We start from the raw sequence: 18,235 nt of genomic DNA on the forward strand, positions 1-18,235 counted from the left end.
TCAGCCGTTCGTCTTGGGCGGTTCGTTGCTGGCGCCGAACACGGCGCCGTCGATCGTGAGCACGCCGGGGATCAGCGGAATGCCGCCGCCCGTCGGCCAGATCGCGGACATCGCCAGCGTATAGAGCTTCGGCGCGTCCGGCGTGTCGGTGCCGGGGATCTTCACATGGAACTGATCGACACTGACGTCGAGCGTCGTGAGCTTGTCCATGATGGCGCCGAGCGGCGGCGGCAGATCCGTGCCAAGCGGAAGGTCGATGCCGAACTGCTTCTTGAACCAGGCCTGGAAGTCCGTCAGCGTGCCCAGGTCGACCTGCTTCGGCAGCGTGAATTCGATGCCCTTGGTTTTCGCGTTGGCGATGTCGTCGGTCGAGATCGGCACCATCGTGCCATGCAGATTGAAGTTCAGCCCGAAGACGAGGTGCGTGGACGGCGTCTCAGCGACGGTCACGGCGTGGGCTTTGGGCGACGTCGACTTGCTCATGCTTCTTTCTCCTTGATGAGGCGTTGCGGTGGGTCATGAAGGCGGCGGGCGGCGCGCTCGCGCGGCCGGTCAGCACTTGTGCGTCGACGATCGCGTCGAGGATCGCGGCGACCGGATAGGTTTCGGTGCTGGTGGCGACATAGAGCACGCCTGTCGCGGGGTCTTTCCGCACGGTGATCGCAATCGCCCAGAGCGCCGCCAGCGGCGTGCCCGCGGGAAACGCGAGCGGCAGCGTCCAGCCGTAGACGTCGTTCAGCGCCTGCATCAGGGCGCGAACGCTGCGCGCCGCGAGAATCGGGTCGTCGTTCTTCATGACGTCTGTGTGGCGGCAAGGCTCCATCCGAGGTTGCCGCCGGCCGGATTGCTCGCGTCGGCAAACAGGATGAAATCGGTGAGCACCTTGGGCGGCAGCGTGATGCCGAATACGCTGAGCGCCACGTTGTTGAACAGCAGCACGTAGGCGGGCCCCGCCTTCGCGTGCACGAGCCCGAGATTGGCCTGCGTGAACGTCGTCTTCAGGAGACCCTGCAGGCTGAAGCCGAACGCGCCGGCCGTGACCTGCGGCATCTGCACGAACAGCGCGACGCCGTCGTCGTCGGGCGTGAACGTGCTGGCGCCCCAGGCGACGATCAGCGACGCGTCGAGCGACGCATGCGCGTCCGCGAGCGCGCCGAGCGAGCCGAGCGGCAGCGCGAACTGCAGCGCGTATTGCGGCTTCGAGGTGACGTAGGCCGTCTGGCTCGACATCGGCTCGACGCCGCCGCCGCCGGGCACGGTGACGGCGACGCCGGCCAGCGCCGGCACCTGGACCGGCAGCGCGCCGAGCGCCTTGACGTCGATGCCTTGTTCGTTATGCAGGATCGTCTGCAGCTTGAGCGGCAGCATGCGGACGAGCGCGGACTCGCGCTGCGCGGCGCGATTGTCCGCCGCGAGCAGGCTGGAGAAATCCGGCTCGATGACGGGCGGCGCGATGCGCTTGCCGAACGCGTCGAGGTGGCAGGTCATCCTGAACGACAGGCCGCCGAGCTCGATGCCCGCCGTCGCGCTGCCGGGGCTGTCGCGCTCGACGCCGTATGAAAAGAGATCGAGGCCCTGGACCCCGGGAAACGGGTTGGCGGCGAACGCAAGCGCGCCGCTCAACGCGAAGCGCGAGCATATCGTCGATCCCGGGTCGGCCTCGGCCGCCACGTCCTTCGCCGCGAGCGGGACGAGGCTTGCCCCGGTGACGCCGAACGACTCGATCACCCGAATGCGCGAGCCGTCCGGATTGAACAGAAAGGTGCCGTGCTGGCTGCCGTCGAACGTGACCGTGCCGACCTCGCCGCGCCGCTGGTAATGGCCGGCCACCACGACGGTGTCCGGCGGCACGCCGTCGGCGGCGCTCGCGCCGACGAGCGTGACCTCGCGGCCGAACAGCTTGCGGATGGTCATCGCGACCCGGCATCGGAACTGGGTGACCGCCGACTTGCTGATCGTCACCGCGAGCTCCTCGACGGCGAACCCGTAATCGGGCGCCGGATCGCCGGCCTGCGGCAACGCGCGGCCGCGCGGGCGTTCGCCGTCCGCGGGCGCGTGATAGTAGATCACGCCGACCATCGAGCTCTCGCTGATCTGCGGCTGGTCGCCGGCGTCGTGGCTGATCCTGTTCGCCTGGACGCCGAAATGATGGGCGACCAGTTGTCCGTCGATGCCGGCAAACAGGATCTGCAGATCGTTCGGCATGCCGTTGCCGTTGATCGGCGCGTTGAACGCGAGCATGCCGGTCCACGCGGGATCGGCCATCAGGACGCGAAAATCGGCGAACGGGTCGTCGCGATCCTTTCGTGCGTCGTCGGCGATCTTCAGCGCGTCGATCAGCGTTGCCTGGGCGTCGGCGACATCCGGCGGCGCGCCGATGAAATAGTCGACGTCCGGCCAGCTTTCGGGGGTGTGGATCAGATCGGCCAGGCTGAGCGTCGTCGCATACTTGAACACCAGCACGGTGCGCCGCGCGTCGCGGGCGCCGGGCAGGGGCGCGAACTCGAAATTGAAGCCGGCGACCGCCATCGTTCGCGTGATGTCGGGAAACTGATCCCAGTTGTTCAGCACGAGGAAGAGCTGCTCGCGCATCAACGTGCTGGCAAGGCGCGCGTCGACCACGCCGGTGCCGGGGGCGGCGTCGAACGACAGGAACTGGTCCGCGTTGCGCGCCAGCACCAGCGAGCGCCATGTGCCGGCCGCAGGCGCCGGCGCGGCGTGATCAAGCGACGCGCGCGGCGGCGCGTCGTTGAGCTGAACCAGCAGCCCTTGAGGCGTGGACGTTCGCGTACCGGGCAGCGGCGCATCCTGTTCGCCGACGAACACGGGAGGCGCCGGGGCATCGCCGCGGATCAGGCCGCCGCGCGCACAGGCGATGACCTGTTTTTCATAATCGGCGAGGATCGCGCCGTCCTGCACGGTGCCGTCGGCCAGCGCGAATACGCCGCCGTACGGCACGAGCGGAAAGGCCGTCGGCGCGCCATCGGCGTCGCGCGGCTCGAGTGTCGACACCCGCGCCGAGACGGCTGCCGGGTAACGCATTTGCGCGTCCAGCGCGCCGTGGCCGAAGTTGACCGACGCGCCGGGTTGCGCGTAATAGCCGCGCGTCGCGGCGGCGGCGCCGCTGCGAAAACGGACCCACGACGTGCCGAAGGGGCCGTCGAGCAGCGCACGCGCAGCGGCGCCTGCCGGCCGCGCCGCGCGCGCCGCCGTGCCGGCGCCGAACGACGTCGAACAGGCCGGCATCGACGGCAGGAATTCGAGGATGTCGCCGGTCGCCACACGCAGGTACTCGGTCCCGATCGTGCCGCACAGCATCTTCGCCGCGCCGCCGGGCACGGTGAGGGCAAAGGGGCCCACCGGCGCCAGATAGGCGGCCGCCGTGGTATTCGCCGGGCCCGGCCGCGCGGCCGGATAGAGTCCGGCCCGGGCGCCGTTTCGAGGCGCGCTCGGGGTGAGCGTCACCGGGGCGCCCGCAACGGTCAGGCCGACTGGCGATGCGAGTTCGTCGAGCGCCTGCGGCTGGAAGATGAAACGGGTGCGCGCACCGTCCAGCGGCGCGAGCGGGTCCATCTCGCAATCGAAGGCCAGCAGCGGCCAGTCGCTGTCGGGCAGCGCGGGCAGCACGGGATAGCGAAGCTGCCCGAAGCCGGAAGCTGCGTGGACGTCGGGATAGAAGTAGCGCAGTTCGCCGCCCTGGCGCCCGGCCGATTGAGGGTCGTCGGCGAACAGCCCGAACAGGTTGTACGGATCCCAATGCGCGGTGAACGTCAGCGCGCCAGGCGCGGGTGGAGCGAACGAGAGCACGACCTTGTAATCGTCCGGCTGAACCTGCGTGCCTTGCCCGTCGTCGCGCAACAGACCGATGCCGTTGCCTTGCAGGACGGCCAGTGCCGCATCCGCCTGCAGCATCCATTGCGTTCCGGACGGAAACACCAGTTCGACGTTGCCGAACGGCAAGATGCCGTTCGCTCCCGCTACCTGTCCGCTGTCGGGCGACACGTAGAGCAGGGGCACGGACACCGATGCCCACGACTCGGGCGACGCCGACGTGATCCACGCGATGCCGCGCGTGGTGCCGTAAGGCGGCGTCAGCTTCAGCGCTTGCGCGATGCGCTGCGGGGCCGGCGGCAGCGGTTGCGACGAGAACAGAAACAGGCCGGCCTGCTGCCATGCTTGCGCGACGCTCAATTCGCGCGGCGGGCTGCTCGAGTCGGCAGGCAACAGCAGGAACGCCGCATGGGCCGACGCCGGATCGTCGGCATGATCCGGTTGCGCCGTGTAGAGCGCGAAGCCCGCCTCGGAGGCTGTCTGCGTGAAAATCAGTGCTGGCATCTGTTCTATCGGACACCCGATCTCCGGCTAACCGGCGGGCCGCGAAAATCATCGAACGATCGACGTGCACGGGCGTGGCTGCGTCTGCCGCAGCGCGGCATCGTCGCCATCGTTGATATGCACGACTAATGGATCAGGCGAGCCGACCGGCCGGCTGTTGATCGAGACGATCCAGCTACCCGCCCGCGTTCCGCGGCCCGATGGCCGCGGGCGATCGCGCGGGTGCCGGTGGAGCGGCTTGCTAGGCCACGCCGTCTTTCTCCATCTCCGCCATGCTCAGCGTGGTCGTGACGGGTGACGTGTTGATCACGACGCCGCGCGCCGTCAGCAGGATCGCGTCGTTCTGGGTGAGATACAGGATCAGGTCGTCGTCGAGGCTCTGGTCGATCGGAATGCTGACCGTGGCTTTGCCGGTGCGGCTGTCCCACGGAAACACCAGCGCATTGTCGCCGTAGGCGAAGACGGGGCTCGTCGACGGATACTTCGATCGAGCGACCTTGAGGCCGCTCGGCGTATATTGCGGCGGAGTCGGGCCCGCGGACCATCCGGAAATGTTTCCGGCCACGTTGTTGCCGACCAGCAGATTGGTAATGGGCTCGTTGTAGCTGTTGAATACCGTGACGTTGCCTGCCATGAGACACCCCTAGCGGTTGTGGTTGACACAGATTGCCGAACGCCGTTGTCAGTCCCGATTGCTACCTTTTTTCTTGCTTTCAAACAGGTTGGGCATGGCGGGACTCTGCATCGACGCAAGAGGTGACATTGCAGTGACGGCCTTGGTGGCGCCGCTGCATGGCGTGGACGGGAACCCCGATTTACTTATGAATCTTATGGATCATCCGGAAGCAGATGAACTTGTGTGAAAAGAAGCATAAGACAAACATCAGGTGGATACAAACCCAATTTGAAAATTTCCAGCCGTCGCGAATCAACGCGTTTTCATGTCGATTCGCTTTCTTCGCGAGCGTGGGTTTGGCGGATTCCGCGAATCAGTCGCATGCAGGCCGGCGCGGCCGGCTGCATGAGGCCGGCGCAAGGCGGGGGCATCTGTAATTTCAATTGGCGATTCAATTGAACATATTGGCGACAATGGCGGTTTGCCAATAAATGCAAAGCCGCGGTCTGTAGTTATTTAAATGCATATTGAACGGATGGATTTAATTTCGAATTCCTGACGGAGATATTCACTGGTGAATCAAAAAGGTGGCGAGATCGCGGGTGATGATTTCACGTATTGCGTCGACGTCCCGGCGACCCGCATGCGGCCCCGGTGCCGGTCCCGTCCGCGCGAGAAGCCGCATCGGGCACGTCCTGCCCAGGGCAAAGCCGACCCTAAAGCTGTGGGGCGTACCTGCCGTTATCACCGGCTATCGCAAACGTTTGAAGCGCCCGCCATTCTGTTGACATGAGACCGTTGAAGACCGCCATTCGAACCAAGGGCGATCTGCTGCCCATCCCCGCCGCGGAACGGGACAGGATCGCGCTCGAGTGCTATATGGCGTTGTGCACGCTCCGCTCCGGCCGGGGCGATTGCCATACGCTGACCGTGCTGACGCACGCACTCGTCGCGACGCACTTCCTGCTGGAGGCGGGGGTGAGCGACGATCGCGAGCGCCGCGCGACGTTCGACGCGGCCCAGGACGCGATCAACCGGTGCGATCCCGCCGCGGCCGTGGCCGGCGCCTGCGCGCCGGCGAGCGCTGCGGCATCGGACGCGATCGGCGGCCTGCTGGCGGTCTACGATCGCCAGTTGCGGCTTGCGCCGCGCGCGACGGTGGCGCAGGTCGCCGAACGGGTCGACGCGTATTTGGGCAGGTCGCGCGACGCAGCCGGCGGGACGGAGCAGTGCGCGGCGTAGCGCGCGTCGAGACCGGCGCGTGAAGGCGCGCGGCGTGAACGCTCGCAGCCTAGATCCGCGCCAGCGTACTGTGATCGGCTTCGCCGCCGTAGTATTTTTCGAGCGCTTCGACGAACACCGCGTTGTCCGAGGTCGCATGCGCGAACAGCGTGACCGACGAGCGGAATTTCAGATAGTCCGGATAGCCGAAAATCTCCTGGATCGAGCGGCCGTCGACGTGGTTGACGAGCCGCGTGCATTCGCGCAGCCGTTCGCCGAGCACCGGATGCCGAAGATACGCGTCGGCTTCGCTCAGTGACGCGATCGCGTACCGCTGCGCCATGACGCTGTCGCCGAGCCCTTCGACCTGCGGAAAGACGAACCACATCCAGTGACTGCGCTTGCGGCCGCTGCGCAGTTCGTCGCAGACCTGCGCATACACCGGGTCCTGCGCGTCGACAAAGCGCTGAAGGTCATAGGGATCGTCCATGTCTGCCTCCGTCCATCCCGGCGCGGCGAGCCGTGCCGACGTTCATTGTGATCCGGGTCCGGAGGGCATGCAAACGCGTGCCGCGGCCGCGAGCGCTGACGGTGCGGCGTCCCCCGCGTCCCGCCGGATGGCCGCGCGCCGGCGACAGGCGTAGCATGAAGAATCCGGCCAGCCGCGATCCTGGCGGAGGAGCCGTGCACCACGGACCGGTCGCGGCCGGCCGAGCGTGACGGGCCGGCAAAGGAGCCTCGATGCGCCCGCAAGCGACTTCCGCGTCTCGCGTCAGACGTTATGCGATCGCCGCCGCGATCGTCGTCGCCGGCCTGATCGCCGTCGGGCGCGTCACCGGCGTGCTGGTCGACTGGCTGTGGTTTGCGTCGGTCGGCTACGCGGGCGTGTTCTGGACGATCCTGCTCACCCGGCTGCTGCTGTTCGTCGTCGCGTTCGTCGCATCGGCGGCGACGATCGGCGCGTCGGGCCTGCTCGCGCATCGTTACGCGACGCGCATCGAGATCTGGCAAGTGGAAGAGGCGTTGTCGACGCGCGCGGAGGAGGCCGTCAGGGCGCTGGCCGGGCAGGTCCTGGCGCGCATTCCGTGGCGCTTCGTGATTGCGGTGGCCGCGGCCGTGCTGGCGCTGGCGATCGCCGGCAACGAGATGTCGAACTGGCCGATCGCGCTGCGCTTTTTTCATCAGGTGCCGTTCGGCGAACGCGATCCGATCTTCGGCGAGGACATCGGCTTCTACCTGTTCTCGTTGCCGGCGTGGATCGCGGTCAGGAACTGGCTGCTGCAGTTGCTCGTCTGCAGCGCGCTTGTAGCGGGCGCCGTCTACTGGCTGCGCGGCGACCTCGCGCTGCGGGCGCCGAAAGGGATTGCGTCTGCCGCCGCGGTTCACGGTTCGGTGCTGCTGGCGCTCCTGTTCCTGCTGAAAGCGTGGTCGTGGTGGCTGGACCGCTTCCTGCTGCTCTACGACAACAACGACGTCGTGGTCGGCGCCGGCTATACCGATGTCCACGTCGTGCTGCCGGTGCTGTGGCTGCTCATCGTGGTGGCGATCGCGGCGGCTGCCGCGTTGGCGGTCAACCTGCGCCGGCCCGGCTATCGGCTGCCGGCCGCCGCCGCGCTGCTGGTGTTCGGCGGCGGGTTCGTGCTCGCGGTCGTCTATCCCGCGCTGTTCCAGCGCTTCTACGTGAAGCCGAGCGAACTGCAGCTGGAGACGCCATATCTCGCGCACAACATCGCGCTGACGCGGCAGGCCTACGGTCTCACGCAGATCGCGGTCCAGCCGTTCGACGCCGGGCAGGGGCTGAATCCCGCGGCGCTCGAGGCCAATCGCGCGACCATCGACAACATCCGGCTGTGGGACGCGCAGCCGCTGATGGATACCTACGCGCAGCTGCAGGAGATTCGCACCTACTACAAGTTCTTCTCCGTCGATATCGACCGCTATGCGCTCGCGTCCGGCTACCGGCAGGTGATGGTGTCGGCGCGCGAACTGGAACCGGCGATGCTCGCGGGGAACGCGCGGACCTGGGTGAACCTGCACCTGCTGTTCACGCACGGCAACGGCGTCGTGATGTCGCCGGTCACCGAGAAATCCGCGGAAGGCCTGCCTTCGCTCTATCTGCGGGACATTCCGCCCGTCGCCGACGGCGGGCCGGCGATCAGCGAGCCGCGCGTCTATTTCGGCGTAGGCGAGCAGGGCTATGTGATCGTGAAGGGCAGCGTGCCCGAATTCGACTACCCGAAAGGGGATGGCAACGTTTACACGACTTACGGCGGGCGCGACGGCGTCGCGATCGGCGGCATCGCGCGGCGCAGCCTGTTCGCGTGGCAATTCGACGATCCCAACATCCTGCTGACCCGCTACGTCACGCGCGACAGCCGGATCCTGTTTCATCGCAACATCCGCGACCGGATCGGCACGATCGCGCCGTTTCTGTCGCTCGACCACGATCCGTATCCGGTCGTGAGCAATGGGCGCGTGTTCTGGATCCAGGACGCGTACACCACCAGCCGCTGGTTCCCGTATGCGCCGCCGGGCGTCGGCGACGGCGACAACTACATCCGCAACGCGGTCAAGGTGGCGGTCGACGCGTACAACGGCTCGGTCGACTTCTATGTCAGCGATCCGGCCGACCCGCTCGTGCGGACCTGGCAGCGCATCTTCCCCGGCATGTTCAAGCCGCTCGCGGCGATGCCGCAGGACCTTCGGCAGCATGTCCGTTACCCGGAGGACCTGTTCCTGATCCAGGCGAACCTGTACCGCGCCTACCACATGGATGCGCCGGAAGTCTTCTACAACCGCGAGGATCTGTGGCAGTTCCCGCGCGAGCTGAGCGATATCGACGGCGGCGATGCCGCGGGCACGCGGATGGCGCCGTACTACACGATGATGCGCTTGCCGGGCGACACAGGCGCCGAGTTCGTGCTGATGCTGCCGATGGCGCCGAGCCAGCGCGAGAACATGATCGCGTGGCTGGCGGCGCGTTGCGATCCGCCCGAGTACGGCAAGCTGATCGTCTACACGTTCCCGAAGGACAAGCTCGTCTACGGGCCGTTTCAGATCGAGGCGCGCATCCAGCAGAGCACCGAGATCTCGCAGCAGATCTCGCTGTGGAACCAGATGGGCTCGCGCGTGATCCGCGGCCATCTCGTCGTCGTGCCGATCGAAAATTCGATCCTCTACGTTTCCCCGCTCTATCTGCGCGCGGCGTCCGGACAACTGCCGGAACTGAAGCGCGTGATTGCCGCGTATGGCGAGCGCGTCGTGATGGAGGACACGTTGGGCGCGGCGCTCGCGGCGCTGTTCAAGGAGGCCGCGCCGGCGGCCGCGCCACGCCCGGGTGCGGCGGATGCGCGCGCCCGCGAGGCCCTCGCGCGTTACGAGCGCGCGCTCGAGCGGCTGAAAGCGGGCGACTGGGCCGGCTTCGGCGCCGAGCTCGATGCGCTGCGGCCGCTGCTCGAGTCGATGGGGGGCGGGCATGCCGGAACGCGCAAGTGAGCGGCACGCGTCGAACGCGCGATCCGCGCGCCGCCCGGTGCCGGTCTGGGATCTGCCGACGCGGCTGTTTCACTGGCTGACGGTGCTGCTGGTCGCGGCGGCTTATGTGATCGTGCGGCTCAACTGGGTCGACCTGCATGTGCGCGCCGGCGAGACGCTGCTCGCGCTGCTGCTGTTCCGGGTGCTGTGGGGCTGCTTCGGCAGCGAGACGGCGCGGTTTCGCAGTTTTCTCGCGCCGCCCGCGGCCGCGTGCCGGCATCTGCGCCACCTGTTTCGCCGCGAGCCCGATGTCGAGGTCGGGCACAACCCGGCCGGCGGATGGATGGTGCTGCTGTTGCTGGCGTTGCTGCTGGGCGAGACGCTGACCGGGCTCTACGTCTACAACGACATCGCGGCCGTCGGCCCGCTGACCGCATGGGTGCCGGCGCCGGTCGCCAACGCGATCGACGAACTGCACGCGGCGCTGTGGGACGTGCTGCTCGTCGCGGTTGCGCTGCACGTGCTGGCCATCGAGCTCTACGCGGCGGCCAAGGGGCATGACCTGCTGCGCCCGATGCTGACGGGCCGCAAGTTCCTGCCGGCGGAGATTCGCGCGCCGCGGCTGGCGCCGGCGGGACGGGCGCTGCTGTTATTCGTTGCGGCGGCCGTCGCCGTCGGGTTGCTCGCGACGTATCTCTGAGCGGCGGGCGTCAGTTGCCTGTCAGTTTCACTTCGGCGGCACGACCTGGCCGCGGATTTCGCCGGCCGGGTGATCCTTGGTGTGCACGTTGATATACAGGTTGCCGGCCAGGAACGCCTGCGCGTCGGACGGCGACAGCGTCGCCTGGCCGGTGAGCGGGCTCTCGGCCGACATCGCGCCTTTCTGCGACAGCCAGACCTGGGGCGACGCATTCTTGCCGGCCGGCGCCGGGCCGTGGAAGTGTGCCATCGTGGCGGCGCTCGACAGGCCGCTGAAGGCGACCGTCCACTTGACGAGCCGGGTGTCCGGATCGTAGGTCAGGTCGGCCGTGCCCGTGCCTTGGGTCTGGACCGGCGGGACTTCTTGCGCGCCGGCAAGCGGCACGGAAAACGACATCGGCGCCGCCTGCGCGAGCGTCATCGATCCCGCGCACGCGAGCCCGGCGAGCACCATGGAGGCACGCCGCGACATTGAAGTAACCATCTGCTATCTCCGATCCGGTTCCGCCGGGCCGGACGGCGACCCGCCGCCGTCGTTCGACCGGGGCGCGAGCACCGGAAGCAAGAACACGTGGAAAGGGACCAAGCCCGAAAACCATTCTAGGTCAGCCGTTCCGTTTTGCCTGCCGTGCGATGAAGCGTTGCGCGTCCACCCGGCGCGGGGCGGTTCACAGGGCGCCATGGTGGCGCCCTGTGCGTGCGCCGAAGCCCGAGCCGATCAGGTCTGGATCGTGTTCATCACGTTGACCGGCGTGATGAGATCGAACACCACGGTCTCGGGAATCGCGGTGGCGCCCGGATGCGATTTCAGGTAGTTCGCCGTATCCCTGGCCTGCCGCGCGGCAATCGCGTCACCGATCTCCACGACATCCCGGTAGTGCTCGAACACGGCGTCCCGCAGCTTCGGGTTGACGAAGCCGTAGCTGTCCTGCAGGAAGTCGATCGAGGGTTCCAGCACGCCGCGGCCCGGCACCGTTTCGGGGTAGGGGCCCTGGCCGGTCACCGACGCGTTGATCTGCACGTCCATGAAGTTCATGTTGCCGAGCGTCGGATAGGTGGCCTTTTGCGACGGGAGGCAGGCGAGCACGTCGGCCGGCGTCCATTGTGAGGACGGTTTTCCTGCCGGCAGCGGATACATCAGCGTCGACGCGTTCGGCACGAACGCTGCGTGATTGTAGGCGCCGTCGTTGATCACCGTGTGCTGCACCGAGAACTGCCAGATGAACAGCGTGAGCACGTCGTGCAGCACGTCGACCGTCTTGACCTCGGCCGGAAAGCGATGCGCCGCCGTCGTGCCGTCGACATGGTTGAAGGCCGGAATCAGCTTGCCGAAGAAGCGCTGAAGCTGGATATCCGCCGCGATCGCCTGATCGCCGCCGGAGTACTGGATCGAGATGAACGTGCCGACGAACCGCGAAATGGCGTCGTACCACAGGCCGGCGTCGTGAACATACGCGTAGGAGAACGGCGTTTGCTCGACGCCGCGGCGCCTGGCGTCGGCTGGAATGGCGAGATCCAGGAAGCGGAAGCGATCCTTGTCGTAGTACATCTTGTCCTGCAGCTGATAGTTGCCGATCCGCCCGCAGGAGAAAATCAGGTCGTAGACGAAGCCGATGTTGTACACCCCGGGCGTCCCGTTGGCCACGCGGGTTGCCGGGAAGGATTCGGCATAGGGGTCGTAGCCGCTGTTGTAGATGGTCTGCTGGAACTCGACGGTTTTCACCACGTGCGGCCGCAGCAGCTTGAACACGGGGTGTTGCTGGAATGGCTCCGTGGAAAGGGGCGGCGTGTCCGGATTGAACACCTCTTCCGAGAACAGCGCGATTGAGACCATCGCGCAGATCTGATGCGTCAGCAACTGATGAAAGCCCACGTCGTGCAGCGTCTGGCCTGCGCAGTTGGTCTGCATCTTGGCCAGCAGCCACGCATTCCCGGCATTGGCCATGTCCGGCGTGAACAGCTCGCCGCCCTGGTGGAGCTGGATGCCGACCGGCATCAACGCGTGATTGCTGTCGACCGTGAAGAAGACGAGCGGCTTGGCGAGGTAATAGCCCACCGGCGTCACCGTGCAGGCGTCGAGATAGCGCCGGTAGTTGGCTACATACTGCACCGCGCCCGCGCTGCCGAGGCGAGCCGCGTCGACAATGCCCGCCTCCGAAACCAGCCGGTCGAAGTCCGCGGTCGACACCCGCTCGAGCAGGTTCGGCATGAAGCCCGCCAGCTGCTGCCGGGCAAACTCGTCGTCGTCCTTCAGCCAGAATTTCGGCGCCGGGATCGTCTGGAAGTTGTTGCCGTAATAGATGTCCTCCAGCATCTGCACCGCGTTTTCCGTGTTCGGGCTCTTGAGGTTCTGTTTGGCGCGCTGCGCGACATTGTCGTCCCAGGTCGCGTTCAGCATGGCGAGCACCTGCTTGTCCCGGGTGGTGGACTTCATGGATTGCGGCACCGTGTCGTAGTTCGCGATGAACGCGGGCACCTGGCCGTCGAACACGTATTGCTGGCTGCCGTAGATGCTGGCGCCGCCGCCCGGCGGCGTGGATGCTGCGTCGCGGTCCACCAGATTGTAGTCGTAGGCGTACGACATCACGTTGGCCGCGGCCGGGTCGCCTTCGATATCCGGCGCCTGGAACGATCCCCAGGTCTTCTTCATCTGCTCGATCTTCGCGGTCTCGCCGGCATGCAGCAGGATGTTCAGCACCGCGTTGTAGGCCGAATCCAGCGCCCCGACGATCCAGCCGTGATGCACCGAGCAGCATTCCCCGGCGAAGTTCAGGCGGCCGTCGAACTCAGGTGTAAGCAGCGTGGGGTAGAGCTTCTCGAACTGCCCCGGCTTGAACAACGCGAACGCGCCGCCGCCCGCATGCTCGTCCCAGAACCAGGTCTTGGTCGTCACGCCGTCCTCGTAGCCGGCGAAGTACGCGTCGACATCGATTTCGGGATAGAGGTACTGGATGCCCTTCAGGCATTCCTCGATGCGCTCCTTGTCGCCGAGCGCCCCCAGCTTGCGCGCGTCCAGCGCCCAGCAATACACCTGCAGCACGCCCTGGTCCGCCGCATAGCCGTACGACGGATAGATGATCTGCCGGTTGGGGCGGTCGGTCGATGCCGCACCGTAGCCGCCTTCGTGCTCCTGACGCTCGCCCGCTTCGGTCCAGAACTGGCGCTTGAAGGTCAGGAAGGCCTTGAACGAGGCCATGTAGTTGCATTCGCGGATCGCCTGCGCCTTCTCGAAGGAAATGCCTTCGAGCAGGTTCAGCTCCTTCTGGCCGTTCAGATACGCGCCGTTGGGCAGCGTGGTGACGACATACGGATAGGTCCGCTGGTCCGTGCTGCCGTCATCCTTGTTGCGCACCGTGACCCGCATGCCGCCCTGACCGTCGTTCAGGTTCGGTTCATGGCGCAGGGCAGTTACTTCTTGCCGAAGATGCACGCGCTGCCGCCGCTTGCAGGCGACCTGCGAGGTCTGGCCGCGTGACGCGGCATCCGGATATCCGGCGGCGGCGTGCGGCGGCCTGGCATCCGGCGTGAGGTTGGGCGGGTCGTAACGGTAGGGGCCATCCGGTTGCGGCAGCATGCCGACCTGAAGCTGCGCGGTGACGCCGTCGTCCTCCGTGACCGCGTCCTGCAGATCGAGCACCGTCCTGCATGCGTCCGGGAAGCGCTGCATCCCCTGGTCCACCGTCAGCATGTAGATCGCGGGGTCGTCCGGCCGATACGGGTCCTTGCTGCCGCCCCAGTCGTAGACGGCGATCACCATCTCCACGAACGAGACGGAGTACATCCCGCTGCCCACGTTGGTGGTCTCGAGGAAGTTGGCAACGGACCACGGCAGCAGGTCGTTCTTGGCCCCCATGGCCGGATCGTAGTATTCGGCCAGGTCGCCGAGGCGGAACTGAGTGGTCAGGTAATCCCACATCGAATACTGGTCGAACTGCATCAGCAGCTCGAAGCCCTCGGCAAACGACCGGTTGATGGCCTTCAGGAACGGCTCATTCACCTTGTCCAGCACCTTGTTGATCGGCAAGTAGGATGAGAGCGGGGCCTTGGGGTCCTGCTTCGGCGTCACCCAGACCGAAGGCACGTCGCCGCCGCTCGCCACGCCGAAGTTGAAGCTCTCCAGCGACGACTGCTCGAGCGTCGTGGGCGTCGCCATGTTGTTGTAGCGCAGCCGCTGCTGCGGCGAATCGTAATAGAACTTCCGCCAGTACACGGCCTGGTCGTCGAGCCCGTTGCGGGCCAGCACCGCGTTCACCGCCAGGGCCAGCTGCTGCACCGGCAGCATATCGGCCGAAAACTGCGGCAAGCGCATCCCGCCGACTTCGCCATACAAGCCGGCGCGTTGCACGTCATGCGGATCGTAGTCGCGCGAGTACCACGTGTGAATGCGTCCGCCCACGCGGTCCGACGATTCGAACAGCTCGAACTCGATGCCGAGCGACTGCAGGATCAGCCCCGCGAACATGCCCGCGAAACCGCCGCCCACGATCCCGACCTGCGGCGCGTCCGCTTTGGCGGTCAGCCTGTACGCGGCCGCGCCGCGCGTCGCGCGGACTTCGGCAGCCCTCGCGCGCTGTGCTTCGATCGCGGCGCGGTAGTCGGCTCCACGGTTGGCCAGGATCCAGCGCGAGAACGCGGCGCCGAGAGAGCCGTGCTGCCGGGAGAGGCGCCGAGGCGATACGGTCGTGGCATTGAATTGAAGGAAGCTCATGACGGGTCCTCTTTATGGGTGTGGGGACAACTGGTATTCCCATGCTCATGGGCGATGCTTGTCGGTCGTTACGCCGACATTGGAAATCAATTCACAACGCTATCGACGTATAGGCGTCCTTGATCGATGGGGATGCTCGTTTGGCAGGGAGACGCGCGGTGAGGGTGGGGTGCGCGATTACATGCCGGAGCCAAAGGCTGGTCGACCGAAGTCCCCTGAGCGCCCATGCCCGGCGTGTCTTTGCAAACAATGCTGGCCATTTGAAAGTCCCCTTGAAAGGGCTATGTCAATTCGGCAGTCTGGGGGCGAGCCTTTTTAATACAAACAAGGTTTCGGATCATTCAAGCGCGACGGCCGGCCATGCGGTCGTCGGTCAATGCTGCGCAGCCATGCTTTCAAAATATTGTCTTTTTGCTGCTCGGGAATTTCGCGCAATTGGCGCCAGTGCCCACCACTAATATTTGCTTGTTCCAGGAGCCTGAATCCGTTTTTCAGCGGGCGTTCTTTCAAATACTAGTAGGTGAGTATTTGACATGCCACCTGTATTTATCATCAGGATTTCGTCGATATTGGGGGGCGATCGATTTTCAAGTTCGCCGCGTGATGCGCGCCCCCATTGCTGCGCCGACGTCGTGGCTGGCAAGCTCGTGCGTGGCGCCCGGGCGTCACCATGTGCCTGGTATGAAAGTCCGCCCTAGCGGCAATACGCACCACGACGACGTTCGCCATGCAGGCCCGCTGCGCGTCGCTGGATCGTCCGCGCGGCAAACCCGGTTTCTTCCCTGGCGTTTGGCTGCATACAGCGCCGAATCCGCGTGACTCGCGAACGCCTCGATCGATGCAGGATATGCGTTGCGTGCGGTCGCACATCCAGTGCTCACGGTGAAAGACGGCACGGCATCGGGAAATCCGGATAGCCGATTGCGTTCGACTTCGTCGCGAATGGCTTCGGCAACCTTGGCAGCCCCGATTTCGTCGGTGTCTGGCGTAACGCGACAAACGCTTGACATTCAACTTAACTTCAACCCTAGGATTTCGTCGGAAGCGTTTCACATTGTTGCTTTGTGCGCGGTATCGATCGGACCCATGACCCGAAACCGTGCCGACTCATATGAGGAATTGGGAATGTTCAAGCGTTGGTTTTTCAGGCACTGGCTCCTGGCCATCATTGTCTCTGTGTTGACGGGCGGATACGCCTACGCAGCTGATGCCGCTCAGAACGAGGGCGTGTCGCAGCCGGGCAGCAAGATTCTGGTCGTGATGACCAATCACGCCAAGTATCCGTCTCGATCGGATACGACCGGGCTTTGGTTCACCGAGCTGACGCATTTCTACGACGTTGCTCAGGCAGCCGGACTGCAAATGGATTTTGCCAGTCCTGAAGGTGGCGAAGTTCCGATTGACGAGCGCAGCATGAAGTCTTTCTACCTGGACGAAGCGGCGCGCGCGCATTTGGCCGATCCTGCTTTCATGGCGCGATTGAAGACAACTTTGGCGGCCGCCGCCGTCGATCCCTCCAGCTACAAGGCCATCTACTTCACTGGCGGACACGGCACGCTGTGGGACTTTCCGGATAACGCAGCCTTGAAGACCGTCAGTGAGCAGATCTATCGTCAGGGCGGCATCGTCTCGGCTGTTTGCCATGGGGTATCTGCGTTGTTGCCGCTTCAGGACGAGGCAGGGAAGCCGCTCCTCGCGGGAGTGCCCGTTACGGGATTCTCCGATATGGAAGAGACGCTGTCCGGCATGAAGTCCCAGGTGCCCTTCTTTTTGCAGGATTCGCTTGTGAGCCGTGGTGCTCACTACAAGAAGGCATTTCTTCCTTTTACGTCTTATGTCGTCAGTGATGATCGGATCATTACCGGACAAAACCCGCAATCGAGCAAGGAAATCGCCGAGGCGGTGGTCAAGCGACTGAAGGCGATGAATTGATTGGCTGCTGCAATGAATCCGCGCAACGGGGGGTACCGAAAGTGCGATCGTTCGCGGTCCGAGTATCGGGTTGTCAGGTGTAACCGCTTTTCGATTTCCAAAGGAGGCTGTCATGAGCGGTAAAGATGAAGTCGACGTCGTCAGCAAATCCCGTCGTGAACTGATGATCGGAGCCGGTACGGTAGCGGCTGCCTCGATGGCGCTGCCGCTGTTTTCTTCGAGCGGTGCGGCGCGTGCCGCGACACCCAAGCATCCGATACATCCGTCGGCAGGAGATACCGATCGTGGTAACAAGATCGTGACGAAAGACGGTGTCGAGATCTTCTACAAGGACTGGGGCAAAGGCCAGCCGATTGTCTTCAGTCATGGCTGGCCGCTGTCCGCGGATGACTGGGACGCTCAAATGCTGTTCTTCGTCGCGCATGGATATCGCGTGATCGCGCATGATCGCCGCGGGCACGGACGGTCCACGCAAACAGCCGACGGCAACGACATGGATCACTACGCCGCCGACCTGGCGGCCCTGACCGAGGCGCTCGATCTGAAAAGCGCCATCCACATCGGGCACTCGACCGGCGGTGGTGAAGTCGCTGCGTACGTTGCGCGCCACGGCCTGAAGCGAACCGCCAAGATTGTCCTGGTCGGTGCGGTGCCACCGGTCATGGTGAAGAGCGAGCGCAACCTCGGCGGAACCCCGATTGAAGTCTTCGACGGTTTCCGGAGGCAGCTTGCCGCCAACAGGGCGCAGTTCTACCTCGACATTCCGTCGGGGCCGTTTTACGGTTTCAACCGGGCGGGCGCCAAAGTGTCCGAAGGCATCGTTCGCAATTGGTGGCGCCAGGGCATGATGGGTGGAATCAAAGCCCAATACGACTGCATCAAGGCCTTCTCGGAGACGGATTTCACCGAGGACTTGAAGAAGATCGCGCAGCCGGCATTGGTCCTGCACGGCGATGACGATCAAGTGGTGCCGTACAAGGATGCCGGCGTGCTGTCCGCCAGGCTGCTCAAGAACGCCACGCTGAAGATCTATCCGGGCTTTGCCCACGGGATGCTGACGACCAATGCGGATGTCATCAACGAGGACATCCTGAAGTTCATCAAGAGCTGAAAGGGAAGGCGGCCTCTCTGCGGAGAGACCGCCTCTCATGGCCACCAGGGTAGTCCCGCCCGTGCTCATTCTGGCGAATGACCTCGCCGCATTGAACGCCTGCCTGCAAAACATCACGCGACCCGCAACGTGTCGTGGC

General features: G+C 65.2%; 12 protein-coding genes and 1 pseudogene. 5 read left to right on the top strand and 8 right to left on the bottom strand.

Translation table 11 applies throughout. The annotated features are described in order from the left end of the window. From ACFIMZ_RS26055 to ACFIMZ_RS26070, 4 genes are all read right to left on the bottom strand, one after another. On the bottom strand, window positions 1–483 hold the full coding sequence (locus ACFIMZ_RS26055) for a hypothetical protein (protein WP_431825157.1): 483 nt from the start codon (window positions 481–483) through the stop codon (window positions 1–3). Next, window positions 437–796, bottom strand: coding sequence for a hypothetical protein (locus tag ACFIMZ_RS26060; RefSeq protein ID WP_431825158.1), 360 nt, complete (start codon window positions 794–796; stop codon window positions 437–439). Before ACFIMZ_RS26060 ends, ACFIMZ_RS26055 begins: the two co-directional genes overlap by 47 nt. Continuing rightward, entirely contained in the window at window positions 793–4,335 is a 3,543-nt protein-coding gene (locus ACFIMZ_RS26065; protein WP_431825159.1) for a hypothetical protein, read from the bottom strand. Before ACFIMZ_RS26065 ends, ACFIMZ_RS26060 begins: the two co-directional genes overlap by 4 nt. Before the next feature lie 241 nt (window positions 4,336–4,576). Then, the gene (locus ACFIMZ_RS26070) at window positions 4,577–4,969 is read right to left on the bottom strand and encodes a hypothetical protein (RefSeq protein ID WP_431825160.1); all 393 of its coding nucleotides are present in this window, start codon (window positions 4,967–4,969) and stop codon (window positions 4,577–4,579) included. A gap of 771 nt (window positions 4,970–5,740) precedes the next feature. On the opposite strand from ACFIMZ_RS26070, the gene ACFIMZ_RS26075 reads away from it, so the two are divergent. Then, window positions 5,741–6,193 (top strand): hypothetical protein, encoded by a 453-nt coding sequence (locus tag ACFIMZ_RS26075; RefSeq protein WP_431825161.1) that lies wholly within the window; start codon window positions 5,741–5,743, stop codon window positions 6,191–6,193. Between the two features lie 49 nt (window positions 6,194–6,242). On the opposite strand, the gene ACFIMZ_RS26080 is transcribed toward ACFIMZ_RS26075, so the two are convergent. Next, entirely contained in the window at window positions 6,243–6,662 is a 420-nt protein-coding gene (locus tag ACFIMZ_RS26080; protein WP_431825162.1) for a DUF1810 domain-containing protein, read from the bottom strand. A 251-nt stretch (window positions 6,663–6,913) separates the two neighbouring features. Between ACFIMZ_RS26080 and ACFIMZ_RS26085 the strand changes: the two genes are divergently transcribed. Both ACFIMZ_RS26085 and ACFIMZ_RS26090 read left to right on the top strand, forming a co-directional pair. Continuing rightward, window positions 6,914–9,667 carry a UPF0182 family membrane protein gene (locus tag ACFIMZ_RS26085; protein ID WP_431825163.1) on the top strand — a complete coding sequence of 918 codons (2,754 nt, stop codon included), beginning with the start codon at window positions 6,914–6,916 and terminating at the stop codon, window positions 9,665–9,667. Further along, complete coding sequence (locus ACFIMZ_RS26090; protein ID WP_431825164.1) at window positions 9,648–10,346, top strand: cytochrome b/b6 domain-containing protein; 699 nt, start codon at window positions 9,648–9,650, stop codon at window positions 10,344–10,346. Before ACFIMZ_RS26085 ends, ACFIMZ_RS26090 begins: the two co-directional genes overlap by 20 nt. A 27-nt stretch (window positions 10,347–10,373) precedes the next feature. Here the strand turns inward: ACFIMZ_RS26090 and ACFIMZ_RS26095 are convergent, their stop codons facing one another. The 3 genes and pseudogenes from ACFIMZ_RS26095 to ACFIMZ_RS26105 all read right to left on the bottom strand — a co-directional run. Continuing rightward, on the bottom strand, window positions 10,374–10,829 hold the full coding sequence (locus tag ACFIMZ_RS26095) for a CHRD domain-containing protein (RefSeq protein WP_431825165.1): 456 nt from the start codon (window positions 10,827–10,829) through the stop codon (window positions 10,374–10,376). Window positions 10,830–11,063: 234 nt separating this feature from the next. After that, complete coding sequence (locus ACFIMZ_RS26100; RefSeq protein ID WP_431825166.1) at window positions 11,064–15,053, bottom strand: FAD-dependent oxidoreductase; 3,990 nt, start codon at window positions 15,051–15,053, stop codon at window positions 11,064–11,066. Between the two features lie 665 nt (window positions 15,054–15,718). After that, window positions 15,719–16,045, bottom strand: a pseudogene (locus ACFIMZ_RS26105) (GGDEF domain-containing protein); the annotation flags it as partial. A 133-nt stretch (window positions 16,046–16,178) separates the two neighbouring features. On the opposite strand from ACFIMZ_RS26105, the gene ACFIMZ_RS26110 reads away from it, so the two are divergent. Further along, complete coding sequence (locus ACFIMZ_RS26110) at window positions 16,179–16,985, top strand: type 1 glutamine amidotransferase domain-containing protein (protein ID WP_431825167.1); 807 nt, start codon at window positions 16,179–16,181, stop codon at window positions 16,983–16,985. 112 nt (window positions 16,986–17,097) lie between these two features. After that, window positions 17,098–18,096, top strand: coding sequence for an alpha/beta fold hydrolase (locus ACFIMZ_RS26115; protein WP_431825168.1), 999 nt, complete (start codon window positions 17,098–17,100; stop codon window positions 18,094–18,096). Window positions 18,097–18,235: the final 139 nt, after the last annotated feature.

The sequence above is a fragment of the Burkholderia sp. F1 genome, from assembly GCF_050813845.1.
Lineage (GTDB): Bacteria > Pseudomonadota > Gammaproteobacteria > Burkholderiales > Burkholderiaceae > Burkholderia > Burkholderia ubonensis.